Origin of the sequence: Afipia sp. 1NLS2 (assembly GCF_000178995.1) — a bacterium.
Lineage (GTDB): Bacteria > Pseudomonadota > Alphaproteobacteria > Rhizobiales > Xanthobacteraceae > Afipia.
The window spans coordinates 808,995-823,395 of sequence record NZ_ADVZ01000001.1 but is presented as its reverse complement, the minus strand read 5'-3'; the positions used below and the strand labels follow the sequence as shown (position 1 = coordinate 823,395).

Here is a 14,401-nt window from a genome sequence, read left to right as displayed (position 1 = left end):
GAATTCACCTGATAACAGTTTTATAGCTTAAATGTACGTCTAATTGACGAACATTGCAAGTTAAACGTGCGGCGATTCTCGTAATGCGACACGGGATGGGTCAGGTTGAGCGTGAGGCAGTTCCGTGTTTATCCCCGAGGTCACGTGGACGGGAGCGGGCCGGAAGCGATCGGGCGGGTCACTCCTATGCCGCCTTCCTGACTCGCGGAACCTTTACCTCCCGCTGTTCGAAGGCCTCTCGCGCACGTGCAACCTGCCGTCGCGCGGCCCCGCGACCTAGCCAGTCGCGAAGTTCTGGTTGCGCCGTCAACGTATTTCCGAGTGCTGAAAAGATGGTGTTGCTGATCGCCTGCTGTTGGGCGCGCAGATGATCCTCCAGCAGCTTGTGTCGCGTGATGTACCCTGAATTCACGCCGGGGACCGAATGATTCATCAGCATGCGGGCGTCGAGTTCCGAGACGCCGGCAGGGGTTGCGACAGTGCGATACGTTTGGCGTAGCTCGTTGCCCCACTTCGACAGCACCGCTCGATCTTCCTTCTGCTCGACCAGATGACCATCGGCACCATCGGCAGGAAACAGCCAGTCTTTCGCCTCATAGGGGTGCATCTGCCGGCCGAACCGAATGGAGCGCATGAGGCAATTGATCGCCTGCCGGGACAGCGGGATGTCGAAGGCACGATCGGCGCCTCCCTTCGGGCGCGGGATGTGAAGAACCCGACGACGCAGATCGAGATGTTCGAGCCGAGCTTCTTTCAAGGCCGTTGGACGCGATGCCGAGAGGAGGGTGAACAGATGAAATTCGCGCCGTATCGGATTGTCAAGTGTCGCAGCCTCGACGAACCAGCCTTTCAAGTCGGCGACGCCCATCCCTGTATCCCGTCGCTTCTCGTGATTCCAATCGACGCTATCGACGGGATTGTCGGGCGGCAGTTCGCGATTGGTCTTGCGGGCGTGATTGTAGATGGCGCGGAAGGTGCGCATGCTGCCATTCGCGATGTAGGGTCCATGCTTTTCACTGATGGCGTCGTGCTTTGCGGAGACCTGGCCCGGATCGTCACCAAGTTGTTTCAGAGGCGTATCCAGCCAGTCCTTGAAAATGCGCTCGACGTGATCGCGGTAGCTCTCGATCGTCCGCGCGCTCCGGTTCTTGCGCTCCATTGCGATTTTGTATCGGGCCCACGCCTCTTTGAGGGTGATCCCGACCGGGCCGGGCTTTTGCTCGTTTGCGAGGTCAGCAATCGTCGATGCCTTCGTGGCTTTCTCGTCGCTCTTGGGGTGTATGCCGCGACTAATTTGGATCAGATATTCCTTGGCCGCTGCACGCGCCGCACGGGTCGAGAGCTGCTTAGAATCGCCAATCGCGATGCGGATGGTGGAGGCACGTTTGCCCTGTTGGCGAAGGTCGCCCTGGACCATAAAGGTCTTCTTTCGGGCTCCGACCATCAGGAAGAAGCCCTTTTGGTCGGTATCTCGGACAATGTAGCGTCCCTTTTCGGGCAGTGGCAAACGCTCGACTGTCTTATCGTTCAAGGGGATACGCATGTCGGCCATTTGCGAGCTCCCGAGATTCTGAAACGGTTTTTGAAACGGTTTTGGCGGAATGGGGTGTCTAACGGGCTCCCTACGCCACCACAAGAGAATATGCGATAATCCATTGAATTACAAATAAAAATATGTTTATTCGGAAAGTTAGAAGTGCTGCCGGATAATGCCTCGTAAGGGACTTTTTGAACTACGAATCTGGGGGTCAGGAGTTCGAATCTCTTCGGGCGCGCCATTTGCGTACAAAACCACGAACATTTTCGTTCGTGGCCTGTTTTCCCGCAATGACCGCCTGCAGCATGTGCTTACTGCCGATGATCCGGATCGCAGTATCGTCAACTTCGATCGCGCTGACGACGGCGCGAATATAGGCCTTCTTCGAATTGACATCGCCGTGATCAAGTTTCTCGGTCATGAGCCTTGAGAAGGTGTCGATTTTGTCCGCGTCGATCAATATCTCGGCTCCGCCTTGGCTGCGGGCACGGTCAAGTGCGGCTTTTGCCCTTTCGTGCTCTGATTTGAGGGTAGAGGTTCGTTCCCGGAGAATGTCGTCGAGTTCGATTATGCCATCTTCGATCGAACGATAGAGGCGCTTGAGGCGCTCCTCGGTCTCGGTCAACTGGTGACGAAGGGAAACGAGCCGATTGTCTTCCGCAAGGCTCTTGGCGGAACGTCGATCTGCCAGGGTCTGGAGCAATTCAGCGAGCCGCTCCGGTGCGAACAGCCTCTGCTTGAGATTGCTGACAACGATTTCGTCCAACGTACCTGTCGGAATGTGTCGTCCCTTGCAAGCGGTCTCCCCCTTCCGGTGGCAACCTGCGCAGCTATAATAGGAATAAGACTTGCCACGTCGATTTGTGCCGGTGCGTGTCATGCCAGCGCCGCAGGATGCGCATATGGCAATCCCGGTCAGCAAGGACGGACCGTTGACGATGCGTGGCGCGGTGGTCCGCGGGTTATTGTTACTCAGCTTTGCCTGGACGCGATCAAAGATCGCCAGTTCAATCAGAGTCGGAATTGGAATCTCAACGACTGTCGAAGGATCGTTGAGCCCGCCATTGCGAGAGTCTCTTTTCCCATAAACCCACAGCCCGGTCGCGTAGCATGTATTGGTCAGTATCTTGTGGACCGGTCCCACGCCGAATGTGGATCCACGCCGCGTTCGGTAGCCGTGGCTATTGAGCCACTTGGTTGTTTCCTTGACGCCGAGCGGACCCGTGTTTCCGTCACCCTCGAGATAAAGACGGAAAATCAGTCTGATCGTCTCCGCCTCGACGGGGTCGGTATCGAGTTTCTTCTTGATCTTTTGACCGCGGCGTTCCGCCTCAACGATCTTATAGCCCAACGGCGGCGTTGCGCCGTTCCAGAAGCCTTGCTTCGCGGACTGCATCATCGCTCTTTTGGTATTTTTTCCTATTTCGCGGGACGTGTGTTCGTCGAACACGCCGATGAGTTGGCGCATCAGTTCTTGTGATGGGTCGTTACCAGTTGGCTGAGTCACTGAGGCAACTTCAACCCCGTTTTTGCGCAGCTTACGAACAGCAAGCTCCAACTCGACACCGTTACGATATAGACGGTTGAATGCGTAGATAACGATCACGTCGTATGGTCGGCTGGGATCGCAGGCACGCTCCATCATGTCTTGGAACGCCGGCCGGCGATCGTCCGTCGCGGTTGCTCCTGCTTCCACAAATTCGTCGATCACGAGCCATCCGTTGGCTGTGCAGTGCGCGGTGGTGATATCTCGCTGCGATGGCAAGGAGACGTCGTTAGTAGCTTGTCTGCCTGTGCTGACGCGCAAATAAAGCACCGCTCTCTTTGGGGCGGCGTTACCACTCCGAACAACGTTCCCGAAGGTATGCTTGTTCATTCTTCCCTCAGTTAAACGAGCAATCGCACGTTGGTTCAAACACAGCAAAATAGCCGTAGTCCTAGTAGCAAAGTGAGTCTAGCGATCAAGAATGAGCTTGTGAAGCATCTGCGTTGTAACATTGGCTTGGAGCAGGTGCCGAGGGCTGACATCGATCATCCGGCGCGTTCGGATCTCCCATTCAAGGCGGAACGTTTCGTACAGCATTTCGGTATGGGTCACGAGCAGGCGTTGAAAGGTGCCCTGCGCACCATTGTCCGGCAACGTTAAAAACCCTGAGATGAAGACCCGGTGACGCAGCTCCTCGCTCACTCGGCGAAGCTGGATCATAGCGGTCTCCTGATGCCGGGGCTTGTAGACGTAGCGGGGATCTGGGACAAATCCATGCTTTGTTAGGCAGCCCTGCGCCAACAGTTCGCCGACAAACCAGAGGCCGCCGTCGATGGCGATTTCAGCATACTTTTCCAAGGGCATTTCCAGGATACGGGGTTCGTAGAACGGTTGGGTCGTCATCGCTTCTTTCCTTTCTGAGATGCGGTGGTTGCCACTGGTAGTGCGCGGGGTTTGGAGTCGAAGACGGCGTCGAGCACACCGCCAAAATATCGCTCGATCGCATCCAGTTCGGCCGTTGAGAAGGGAAACGGATCAGGCAGCTCGTTCTCGACCGTCCAGAACTCCGGATCGATGGGCCGAAGCTTGGACTTCAATTGCCTAGAACTCATGCCCGAGCTCTTTCTGGCGATTGCGCTCGCGCTTGATATGCGCCTTGGCAAATTCGGAGACGTCAATCAGGTCAAGTGTCGTGGTCTTGACGCGCTCGCGCGACAACCGCTGCGCCAGATGGTCGAGGCGTTGCGCGTCGTCTATTTCGCTGTGAAAGTCGCCACTGGAGGCACGAATTGACGAGTCGAGCGACCTCGAGCAGAAAAATCGCGTGTCGCCTCTGGCTCTTGAGGCACTGACGTAAGAATCGTGTCTATCGAATTTTTCATTGAGCAAGACAAAAGCTTGATCGACGGTGGCACCTTGAGCCCGAAAGATCGTGGAGACGAGACCGTTGGCGAGGCGAACGCGTCCCTTGCCGTCCGCGATATCCTCCGGTGTGAACTGGATGATTTCGTCGCCGCGCCGTGCGGTGATCGTGACTTTCTTGGTGAGGCGCGCGACCTTGACACGCTCGACCACAAGCGGCGTACCATTGACCACGCCGATCCGATCGACGCGGCGAAGTGCGACCAGCGTATCTCCCGCCGCTACCGGGAGCGTGTGAGGATTCCCGGAGGCATCGACCGCCGGAAGTAGTACCTCGCGAGTTCCAACGATGCCCTCGCGTTTGAGTCTGTTGCGAAGCACTGCGGCAACAGCGCGGGCTTCAGCGTTGGATTTGGTGAGAACGGTGATTTGTTCGCTCGGACGGCTTAGGCGGGCTTGTTGCCAGGCATCCGCCAGCGCATCGACCGTGGGTTTGAGTCCGTCGTGAAATTCAATGAGGCCATGCTCATCGAACGCCTTCAAGGCAGCCTCGGCATCACCGCGCGCGAACGCTTGCGGGGCCTCGCGCGCCCAGGCCTCGCGCTGCCGGTAAATCTGGCTGAGCGTGGCAGCTCCAATAGCTTCTCGCACGAGCCGAATCGCGTGGCCTGGACCTATCGGCCTTACCTGCCGCTCGTCGCCGACCACCACTAACAGGCTGCGACTATTGTCCCGGCTGATATGATCGAGAATCCGCGCGAGCTGAGGGCTTGACTGCAGGCCGCTTTCGTCGATCAGCAGAACCGTCCTGCCTTCGAATAACGGCTTTCCCTCGGCAACACGGGAATCCAGACGGTTCAGTAGCGCATCGATCGCGGACGATGGAACGTTGATGGACTGTCCCAAGTCGAGCGCAGCCCTCCAGGCCACGGAGGCGCCCACAACGGAGGCGCCCGGCAAAGCGGTGCCGGCTCGGTCACTAGCGGCCGGAGAGCCGCTCACTGCGGGCGAATATCCGGCAACTTCGAAGCTGCGCGCGATCACGCCGAGGAGTTTGGACTTGCCGGTGCCCGCCGGCGCGAGAACGTTCACCAGTCGGGCACCCGACGTTGCCGCGAGCGCGACTTCCGTCTGCTCCCGCGACAGACCGTTCTCTTGGCAGAGACGTCGCACCAGACCGGGGTCGGGAACAGCTAAGCGCGCCTGCGCGAGGTTGACCGCGGTTTCGACAAGCCGCCGTTCGATCGCGACCATTTCGGGGGTGGACAGGACGACGCCATCACGCGTCGTGCCGAGCTCGACGATGGCACGACTCTGGATGAGGGCGTCGGCTTCCTTGACGGCCTGTTCGACCGATACGCCGGTGCCCACGAGCGCGTTGCACGCGGCCTCAAGGAGATGTCGCCGCTCGAACGTTGCCTCAAACTCGGTGAGGGAGGCCGGAAGGAGTGCCGTTCGCTCACGAATGAGCGTGTTCAGGGTCGCGGGATCGCGAGTCGCTGCTGCCTCGCGGCCAGCTTCGCGGGCCGCTTCGACGATCGCGCTAGAATCGAAGCCGAGGTCCTTGATGGCCTCCTGCCAGCCGGCAATACGATCAATGGCATGCACCGTATCTTTGGTCCGGCGGTTCTTTCGGGTGATAGCAGCGGCAGCGGACGGCGCTTCGCCCGAGGTCAGGCCGGCCTTGGCCAATTCGGCTTCGATAGCCGACCTGCGCGCGGAGAAGAATTTTGCGACCTTGTCGGGAACGCCAGCTATGCTCCAGCGCCAACCGTCGTCGGCGCGCTCAATTGCAAAACCTCGCTGCTCCAGTTCGGTGGCGAGTTGCAACCGAAAGATTGAGCCGAGGAGTTTTTTGCCTGATCGGATGCCGCCGGCTGTGTCTAATGCGCCAAATGTAGAGTCAGAAAGGCGCTCCACAATCGATGGGAGGCATACGTGATGATGGCGCTGCACTGAGGCAAGAACACTGCCATCCGCGTGGGTCTCCGGACGCGCCTCGGAGTGGGTGAAGACCGCGGCGACAAATTTCGCATGCTCGCGCCGGACGCCATCTTTTCCGCGCCGCGCCAGCGGAATTTCCTGCTCGATGATCCGAAGAGTGGCTTCGACCGAAGCGCGCTCGGCGCTGGCGATTTCTTCCCGCAACGCGTCATCGCCGGCGGCATAGAGGACCGATACAGCTTTGGGCGATGACAGGGTGATGTCGACGCCCAATACCCTGCGCTTGAACAGTGGCGTTTTAACCAGCTTCTTGCCGGTCGTGTCGCAGCCCTCGCACAGAAGATCGAAATCGCGAGGACGGACCGCTGATCCCTGAACGATCCCCAACCGCTCGTTGCCGCGCAGCCACACACCCGCAGCTTCCTTGTCGGCCGTATAATAGGCCGATGGTTGGGACGTGTAGTAGGCGGGACGATGAATGATAGCGAAAGTTGCGACCACGAAGAGCCTCCGAGGAGGCTGTTCAATTAGCGCGTGGCCGGATCCCGGATTTTGGGATTAGATCGGTTATCGGAAAGATTTCTGAAAGAAAAGCGGCCGCGAGAACGGCGGCCGCTTCGCTAAGTATCATGTCGGATCGGGTGCCCTATTCGCCGGTCCAAGCTGCCGGGACATGGCCGGGACGACGATCGCGCCACACGGTCAGAGGCACGTCTACAATCGCGGGATTGCCCAATCCCATCACCAGTATCCGCGCTGTTTTGTGGAGGCCCTTCTTCGTCACGCCGAGATCACTTTCGAGGCGGTCGGCCGGGCAGACCGGCGCCGTTTCGCGGACGGTCTCGCGAACCCAGCGGCCGGTAATCTGGTCGCGTACAGGCGCGCCAGGATATTCGATGCGGCGCTCGCCAAGCAACGCGCTGATCCGTTCTGCCGAATCGCCGGCGTTGAGCTGGTGGATCAGCTTGATCCTGAATCGGCCGAGGAGAACGCTGGCCAGGTTCTCGCCGTAAATTTCGACCAGGTGAGAGATCTCCTGGATTCCCGCCAGCGTCACGATGCCGAACTCGCGCCCGGTATTTAGAAGCCTTGGAAGGCCCTGGATGTGGCCGTTGCCGCACTCGGGCAACTCGTCCAGGCAGAACACCAGCTTGCGCGTCGGATTGCGCTGACGGCCGGGACGCAGTGCGAGAGCGATCAGGCGATCGATCAGAAAGCCGCCGATTGCGCCCGACAACTCCGGATACTCACTCGACTTCTGCAGCACGATAACACGCGGATATGCCGTCGGCTCATCCAGCCACTGCCGTAGGGAGAAGCGCCGCTTAACCGGCACGTCACGCCACGCCTCGGCGAGAGGCAGGACGGTCGTCAACGCAGCCACCCACATGGTCACGAGAATTGACATCGTGGTGCGGTTATCCTCGGGGTTGTCGCTGCCAAAGATCAGGCGGCTGGCGCTGTTCTTGCCGGCGGCGTCCAACGTTGCCTTGATGGTCTCACCCGGGGACAGCAGAACCGAGGCGAGATCATCCCAACTCCAGTCGCCGGGATTCTCCGCGTGCAGCGTCATGACCAGATCCGCCCACGCGGCGCGGGCGGCGTCGCCCCACATCGAATCGTGGTCGGATTTTTGAACCGCGTGCGTCGCGAATTCACGCGCATGTTTCTCGTTTCTGATGTCACGGGCAATGTCGTAGGCAGCGGATCGTCGATCATGCGGCGCAACCAGAATGAACGGGTTGATCGGAAGCCCCGCGGTGAAGTCGCCCTTGACCTCGTGGATAAACATCTGGTCGCCTCTGGCCTCGCACTGCTCGACCAGACCGCGCAGCGTTGATGTCTTGGCGCTGCCTTGGGTCCCGAGGGCGAGGATATTGTACCCTTCGCACTCGCTCGTCAGTTGGACGTGGGGCAGCAGCCACAAGCCGCGCTTGAGGATTGGTCCGGTTCGCGCGATCACTCCCCGCAAGGACGCGCGGCCCTCGCCATCGAACAGCAGTCGCCATCCGCGCAGCGTGACGAATCGCTCGCACTTCGATGCTGCCGCGTACATCATGTACGCCGTCGTTCCCCACGACACTGCAATTGCTAATAGCAGAGTGACGGTGGGGATCGACGCTGACCTGGACGCCGCAATCGCCTGAAAGACACGGTCCAGATACTGGAAACGGCAGTCAAGCCCAATGATTTTGGTCAGGCCTGCTGCACACGTATCGCCACGGAGAAACTCCAGAGCGATCCGACCAACCATCTGAAAATTGAGCGGAACGGTCCCGTTGGCGGCGATCACATACGGTGCACCAGTCGAAAAGAGGATCGCCAGCCCCACGATCAAGACGAGGAAGGCGGCAATCGTCGCTCCCAAGACGGCGGGCACGACGGGTTTGGTTTCGAGGAACGGATTGACGACCGGCATGATGATGCTCGCTGCTTGTCGGTTAGGAGAATGCCGCGGCGGAAAGGCCGATCGCGACGATAAGGAGGCCGCTGCCCACGCCAGCGGCCACGCTGCGGAGCCAGCGGTTGGGCTCCGGCTTGCGTAAGTGCTGCCACGAAAAGGATTTCATGCGCTCGTCAACCTTACCGGCGGATGTTTCGCGCGGAGGTTCCGCTTCGCGGACCTTGTGCTGACGAATCGCAGCGAGCAGAACGAGGATGCCCTGGGGGCTGAGCGCCTTCAGGCGTTTCGGGTCGAACTTCGCGGGACCCTTCAAAATCTCATTGGCAAGATTTTTGGCGAGTTCGGCCTGTGCGGAGGTACGGGCTGCTACAGCATCTGCTGCAGCAAGGTCAAATAGATCGCGTTGTTCTGGCATCACTTGGCCTCCGTCGTTGCCCAGTTCAAAACGCGGTCGAGTTCGCCGAAAACGACAGACGTCCAGGCGGCTACTTCGCCCTTCGCAATCTTGCTTTCGGGGTGCGGCAAGCCCGTTAACGCCATGACCTTGCGGATGGGCATCAAAGGTACGTCCATCAAGCGGCAGTGCGCTGCTTCAAACGGACGCCAGGAGCCAGCCTCGACGACGGGCATACGGAGCAATGTAGCCCGGTCCAATAGAGGTTCGATCGATCTACGGTAAATCGACGCGGCGTCAGAGGCTTCATGCAGATGGGCAAATTCGCCGTCGCGCTCATTCTGGACAAAGACCAAGTTGGAGCGCGGAAAGCGCTGCAGCAAAGCGTCTGCGGTCATGGCGGCCTGACGAATGCCCTCGCTTTCCGCCACGTACGGGATCATGATCGTGGTCTCGAAGCGCCATGCTTCGAGATCTTCGTCGAGCTCAACGATCCCGGCCCAGTTGGCGAAGCGCTCGACCTGGTTGGCGCCGATGTCGAGCAAGCAGTTCGCGTTGCGAGCGCTTACGCGCTCCAGCATGTGGTAAAGCGGCGTGAAGGAGCGAGCGTCGGCGGTCGGATCGCGCCGTGATTCGCGTGGTACCGCTGGTATCGTCAGGACATTACGGCCCACCGTGCGAGCCAGGCGGTGCTGGACGTCTACCTGAGCGATGGCCAGCGGCGCATCGTGCAGATGAGCATGATCGGCGACGACGAGCGAAGCCAAGGTCTTACCTTGGCCGCCTTTGTCGTTCGCCATGATGATGAGCTGGCTGGCGCCACTCATCGCGGCAGCTTTGTTTTTCTTCATACCGATCCTTCCCAATCTGCCGGCCGTTACGGCGCGGCCACGGGATGAATCGTAGGGGTGGCGCCGATCCCCGGGTTTGGGATTAGATGCCCAAAATGAAATTTACCTGGTTTGGGGCTGAATTGTTTCGGCAAGACCAGTCGAGACGATGTGGTCGAGCGCCTTCATCCAGGCCGTCATGTCCCGACAAGTCAGAGCAGCGTCGGCCAGCAGGAAGTTCATGCTGTCAGATTGCGTTTCGAGGCAACCGAAGCCTCTCTTGATAATCGCGTGCCGCAATATCTTCGCTTGCAGGGCATCGATTTCTATCTGTCTTCCTCGCGATAGTTGGCCGATCAAACGCCCAATCGCGAAGCGGTCCTCTTCGATCAACAGGTTCTTATGGATGTCCGAGGGTTGCAGATCGCCCGAAACGGCGATTTTCATCAACGCGGTCGCCGTCATCCGCTCCTCAAGGGCGTTGGTGAGATCTTCGCCGCTTGAGATGGTGATGGGCTTTTCGATCGCTGCGCGCTTCGTCCACGTCTCCATGGCCTTGGTAAAGAGGCCCGCACGCTCTCGATTCCAGGCCGCCCCGCGCACCCGGCTAATATTGTCCTCCTCGACATGTTCGAGAATGCCAGCTCCCCGCTCATGCATCATGGCTTTGACGATGGCCTGCTCGTCGGCGATCAGGTCTTTGGGCGCGGGGATGCCGAAGAAGGCCTTTACCAGTCGACGGCCCCGATCGATCAGACCATTGATCAGGCTCATGATCGTATCGAACGTGGGTACGATTATATGGAGTTTAGGCGAGACCTTCTCGCGATAAGCGGCCACGCCCACCGCCTGCTTCGCCCGATGTTCCGCTTCGCTCTCGGTCAGCGTGCGCAGGCGGGTGTTTCGAGCCAATTCGACCTCGGTCTGGCGGCCGGTGATACGAAAGGTTTCAATCTCGAGCGCGTGCTTGGCGGACTTGACCAAATCGCCGTCATGGCGGTCATGTTTTTGCCGGATATCGACATCTTCGAGTTCGACACCGCGGATCACGATCGGGAACCCGTTATTATACCGGGCGAGCTGGTCCGACGGCACGAATATAGAAAGTTTTCGTAGCCACTCGACTGGCACATTGAATGTTGCGACGGGGCGGTCACCGAAAGCAGTGCGGATGACCTCGATCTCACTGCGACCGGCGTCGGTCGTGAATCGCCGGTCGTGGATGAGCACGCTGGTGGTCGGCGGCTCCAGATTTTCGAGCCGGTCCTTGAGTTCCATGTAGCTGAGGTTGTCGGTGCTGTTCATGTGTCCCTGCGCTTCGATTGTCGGCGACGGCCGTCGTTGCCGTTGGCCTAACTCTCTATATTTTCGGATTGCTGGAGGTGGCGGCTGGAACGTCCCTTCAATCAGCCCTCAAGGTGGCGGTTGAATACCTGGCACTCGCCCAGCGGTTCCGGTCGATCAAGGCTGCGCCGCGCGTTGCAATTGATCACCATCGATGCCTCGCACTTTGCGCTACGGTCGCGATCAGTGGACGATGTCGGTCCACGCCGAGCCGAGCGGCGTATGCACGTTGAACTTCAGCGGACCGAGCGCTAACACGGCGTTGCCCATGTCCCGCGCATCCGGCCGTGCCTTGATTTCGAGGCACAGGCTCTCGCCGTCATGCGAGCAGTACAGCTGTCCGACTACGCGGCGGCCGAGAAGCAAGACGAGCCGTGGCTGAGTGAAGTCGCCATCTACTACGTGAAAACCCTTGAGGCGGAGCTTGCTGCGTAGAGAAGCATTCAGAATTTCCGACATCAGGGCCGCCTTATCAATGGCAATGTGAAGCGGTAGTCTGAATGCGACTGAGTGGTCGGGATTGCAAACGTCGACATCGATCGTGTGTTCGAAAGGGGCCTTGGCCACCGCGCCGCCGAGCTTCAAGGAGTGCTCGAGATTTTCCAAGATGAAGTTCTTAGCCTTCTTTAACTCAACGCTTGCAGATTCCATGAAGAGTGCGGCGGGGCTCATGTCCTGATCGTTATCGATAGTCGACATGTCTGTACTCCTTTACTTGTTGTCGATTTACGTTGCGTTCCGCGCAGCCGTCATGACCATGCGCATCACCGCATTGCGCTCGTGGGGCAAGATCCCGAGCAGGCGAAACTCGCCGCTGCCATCCTTGGCGAACTCCAACACCCCGAGCTTCAGCCCGATATGCCCATGCGTGATCGGCGTCGCCTGGATCGTCGGTGCCTTTTCGGGATCCTTGCTGGCATCGACCATGAACGCGCGGCGCTTCGCCTCTTCGAGCTCAGCCTTGATGCGCCGGTACTCTTCGCAAGCCTCCTCGATTGGGTGATCCTTCAACCAGTTGAGGAAGTCGTCGGGCGACACGCTCTTATAGCGAGCAAGAGCTGCGACAGTGGCGTACTTGCAGACGCGATCGCGCAGCCACGAATGAACCTTCTTCGTGAAGGCGCGGAAGATCGGGTAGCACTCGTTCTGCGTGTTGCCGTGAATCTTGATGCCACGCTCAGCCAAAAATTGCTCGCGGCGGCCCGCTGCCTCGATCGCGCAATACGCGGTGTAGATGCCGGCCACCACGCCGGCCGTCGGCATCGTGCCGCCGAACTTTTCGACCTCGCCGAGAAAGCGGTCGTTGCAGCGATGGATTGCGTTGTCGGCCTCCGCGATTGCCAGCATCATTTTGTTGCTTCCCGCAACATTCTCATCGTTGTGGGCATCCGTCCGGCCGTTGTCGGCGTATGTGCTGTCACCGTCGTGCTGGGTAGATTCGCTGAAGTCCATCAACCGCGTTACTCACTCTTCCTGCACGATTACTAGCGGTCGGCTTTTGCGCTGCCGGCTCAGGTACTCGAAGAACTCATCCGCCGAGTGGAACGTCGTCGACTTGACGACGAGGGTCCGGTCGAGATCGACATCCACGTCGAAGCGGACCATGCTGGTGATCTGTTCGACCGTGGAAACGACATCGGTAATCAGGGGATTCTCGGGGCCGACGAGGAGTCCGTGGCCCGCGAACGTGTTCCTACCTAGGGCGAAGAACGCCGGGTTGGGCTTCAACAGGCCCTCGTCGTCGACGTAGAGCACGTCACCCGTCTTCAGTTCTGTGCCCCAGGCGATGCAGCCCTGGACCGCCGCCTGCAGCGACGCCAGTCGGTGGTCGATAGTGTGGGGCTCGACCATCCGGCGGGCTGGATCAATCAGAATTGCACGCATGAAATACCTCCTCTAATGAACTTAAGAAGAACATAGCACAATATGCTATTATGTCAAGAACCCGGTACAACCCTGCTGGACATAGTTAATCGACTGGAAAATCCTGGTCGTAAGGATTATCAACGCTTCAAGTCAAACAAAGCACCACGTAGGATGACCATCGCACACAATCTCGATTTCCTACGTGAGGCGGGCCCGCGCCAGGTTCCTTGGCTGCAGGTTGCCGAAGCCCTTCACGAGTTGGAAGCCAACTCGAACCGCGCACCCGACGGCAGAACGTGGATTGCCTATGCTGCTGAGACCAGCAAGCTCACCGACAATCAGCTGCGTCGCTTTACCCGCGCTCTGGAGTTTCTTCGCGAGGTGGAAGCTAAGGCCCCTCGCGTTGGGGAGGGATTACGTGTGCTGCCATTCTCCCACATCGAGGTGCTAGGCAAGATATGGCAGCTCGACCGAGCCAAATCGCTTGAGCTCATCGATAGCGCTGGCACCGTCAGATACACATATCTGGACCTTCTGGGGAAGTATCGAGACTTGCGGTCCAAAGGGACGGGCCACGCGTCACCCATTGCCGCCGGCAAGCATGCTGCCAAGCAATTTATTGACGCATGTCGCCGCATTTTACTTGAGACAAAAGAACTCACGGCGGGCAATCGCTATCCGCGCGGCCAGCGAACCATTCTTCGTCCCATCGTCGGACTCGGCTACACGAATCCAGACTATATCATTCGTGATCTCTCGACCCCATCGGCACCGCAGCTAGATGCGATCGACTGCTATTTCATCTCGGGCGCCAGTCAATCGGACGCTTTGAGAAGAAAAATCCCGCAGGTCGCATTCGAATCGACGTTCTTTACCCACTTTTGGTGTTTGATGCCGCCGAGCGCGCTCGCTGGAAATTTTATCTCCGCGTGCAACAATCTCAAACTTGCCAATGTTGGCCTGGTTTTGATCGACGTCGCGAACGGCTCCTGTTCCACGATTCTCGAACCGGACGCGTCGGCCACCCCGATGCCGGATCGCAGAAGTCAGATCTTTTTCAGTTACGGATATAAACGACTTCGGTCCGTTCAAGCCTGACGAGGATGCGACACGAGGCTCAAGAGGTAGCTCGTTTAAGCGGCAAACTTGACCGTGGAAGTTCTTCGCCTCCTCCAATGCCTTGGCGCGAGGATGCTGATCGCTTTGCACGGAGCGCTCGTTCTCCGAAGATGCC

The 14,401-nt window shown here is 58.9% G+C and carries 13 protein-coding genes; 1 reads left to right on the top strand and 12 read right to left on the bottom strand.

The annotated features are described in order from the left end of the window. Positions 1-184: 184 nt before the first annotated feature. The 12 genes from AFIDRAFT_RS03950 to AFIDRAFT_RS03895 all read right to left on the bottom strand — a co-directional run bounded on the left by AFIDRAFT_RS03950 (position 185) and on the right by AFIDRAFT_RS03895 (position 13,185). The gene (locus AFIDRAFT_RS03950; protein WP_009337806.1) at positions 185-1,552 is read right to left on the bottom strand and encodes a tyrosine-type recombinase/integrase; all 1,368 of its coding nucleotides are present in this window, start codon (positions 1,550-1,552) and stop codon (positions 185-187) included. Between the two features lie 196 nt (positions 1,553-1,748). After that, the gene (locus AFIDRAFT_RS03945) at positions 1,749-3,413 is read right to left on the bottom strand and encodes a recombinase family protein (protein WP_009337804.1); all 1,665 of its coding nucleotides are present in this window, start codon (positions 3,411-3,413) and stop codon (positions 1,749-1,751) included. A gap of 78 nt (positions 3,414-3,491) precedes the next feature. Further along, positions 3,492-3,926, bottom strand: coding sequence for a hypothetical protein (locus AFIDRAFT_RS03940; protein ID WP_009337801.1), 435 nt, complete (start codon positions 3,924-3,926; stop codon positions 3,492-3,494). Further along, on the bottom strand, positions 3,923-4,120 hold the full coding sequence (locus AFIDRAFT_RS03935; RefSeq protein ID WP_245258104.1) for a hypothetical protein: 198 nt from the start codon (positions 4,118-4,120) through the stop codon (positions 3,923-3,925). The genes AFIDRAFT_RS03940 and AFIDRAFT_RS03935 overlap by 4 nt, the downstream gene beginning before the upstream one ends. 4 nt (positions 4,121-4,124) lie before the next feature. Continuing rightward, positions 4,125-6,830: a MobF family relaxase gene (gene mobF, locus AFIDRAFT_RS03930; protein WP_009337796.1), complete on the bottom strand. Its 2,706-nt coding sequence runs from the start codon at positions 6,828-6,830 to the stop codon at positions 4,125-4,127. A gap of 145 nt (positions 6,831-6,975) precedes the next feature. Continuing rightward, entirely contained in the window at positions 6,976-8,748 is a 1,773-nt protein-coding gene (locus AFIDRAFT_RS03925; protein ID WP_009337795.1) for a type IV secretion system DNA-binding domain-containing protein, read from the bottom strand. A gap of 22 nt (positions 8,749-8,770) precedes the next feature. Next, positions 8,771-9,148 (bottom strand): hypothetical protein, encoded by a 378-nt coding sequence (locus AFIDRAFT_RS03920; RefSeq protein ID WP_009337794.1) that lies wholly within the window; start codon positions 9,146-9,148, stop codon positions 8,771-8,773. Beyond that, positions 9,148-9,978 (bottom strand): hypothetical protein, encoded by an 831-nt coding sequence (locus AFIDRAFT_RS03915; RefSeq protein WP_009337793.1) that lies wholly within the window; start codon positions 9,976-9,978, stop codon positions 9,148-9,150. The genes AFIDRAFT_RS03920 and AFIDRAFT_RS03915 overlap by 1 nt, the downstream gene beginning before the upstream one ends. Positions 9,979-10,080: 102 nt before the next feature. Continuing rightward, entirely contained in the window at positions 10,081-11,262 is a 1,182-nt protein-coding gene (locus tag AFIDRAFT_RS03910; RefSeq protein WP_009337792.1) for a hypothetical protein, read from the bottom strand. Between the two features lie 222 nt (positions 11,263-11,484). After that, positions 11,485-12,000: a hypothetical protein gene (locus tag AFIDRAFT_RS03905; RefSeq protein WP_009337791.1), complete on the bottom strand. Its 516-nt coding sequence runs from the start codon at positions 11,998-12,000 to the stop codon at positions 11,485-11,487. 27 nt (positions 12,001-12,027) lie between these two features. Further along, a complete protein-coding gene (locus AFIDRAFT_RS03900) occupies positions 12,028-12,651 on the bottom strand; it encodes a hypothetical protein (RefSeq protein WP_156786841.1) in 624 nt (207 codons plus the stop codon). A gap of 114 nt (positions 12,652-12,765) precedes the next feature. Then, on the bottom strand, positions 12,766-13,185 hold the full coding sequence (locus AFIDRAFT_RS03895; protein ID WP_009337789.1) for a DUF3846 domain-containing protein: 420 nt from the start codon (positions 13,183-13,185) through the stop codon (positions 12,766-12,768). Between the two features lie 153 nt (positions 13,186-13,338). Between AFIDRAFT_RS03895 and AFIDRAFT_RS03890 the strand changes: the two genes are divergently transcribed. Next, entirely contained in the window at positions 13,339-14,265 is a 927-nt protein-coding gene (locus AFIDRAFT_RS03890; RefSeq protein ID WP_009337788.1) for a hypothetical protein, read from the top strand. Positions 14,266-14,401: the final 136 nt, after the last annotated feature.

Excerpts from the sequence above, each read along its gene's own strand:
- AFIDRAFT_RS03890 (WP_009337788.1), top strand. The coding sequence starts at position 13,339 with ATGACCATCGCACACAATCTCGATTTCCTACGTGAGGCGGGCCCGCGC.
- AFIDRAFT_RS03895 (WP_009337789.1), bottom strand. The coding sequence starts at position 13,185 with ATGCGTGCAATTCTGATTGATCCAGCCCGCCGGATGGTCGAGCCCCAC.
- AFIDRAFT_RS03925 (WP_009337795.1), bottom strand. The coding sequence starts at position 8,748 with ATGCCGGTCGTCAATCCGTTCCTCGAAACCAAACCCGTCGTGCCCGCC.
- AFIDRAFT_RS03905 (WP_009337791.1), bottom strand. The coding sequence starts at position 12,000 with ATGTCGACTATCGATAACGATCAGGACATGAGCCCCGCCGCACTCTTC.
- AFIDRAFT_RS03940 (WP_009337801.1), bottom strand. The coding sequence starts at position 3,926 with ATGACGACCCAACCGTTCTACGAACCCCGTATCCTGGAAATGCCCTTG.
- AFIDRAFT_RS03920 (WP_009337794.1), bottom strand. The coding sequence starts at position 9,148 with ATGCCAGAACAACGCGATCTATTTGACCTTGCTGCAGCAGATGCTGTA.
- AFIDRAFT_RS03900 (WP_156786841.1), bottom strand. The coding sequence starts at position 12,651 with ATGATGCTGGCAATCGCGGAGGCCGACAACGCAATCCATCGCTGCAAC.
- AFIDRAFT_RS03945 (WP_009337804.1), bottom strand. The coding sequence starts at position 3,413 with ATGAACAAGCATACCTTCGGGAACGTTGTTCGGAGTGGTAACGCCGCC.
- AFIDRAFT_RS03915 (WP_009337793.1), bottom strand. The coding sequence starts at position 9,978 with ATGAAGAAAAACAAAGCTGCCGCGATGAGTGGCGCCAGCCAGCTCATC.
- AFIDRAFT_RS03910 (WP_009337792.1), bottom strand. The coding sequence starts at position 11,262 with ATGAACAGCACCGACAACCTCAGCTACATGGAACTCAAGGACCGGCTC.
- AFIDRAFT_RS03950 (WP_009337806.1), bottom strand. The coding sequence starts at position 1,552 with ATGGCCGACATGCGTATCCCCTTGAACGATAAGACAGTCGAGCGTTTG.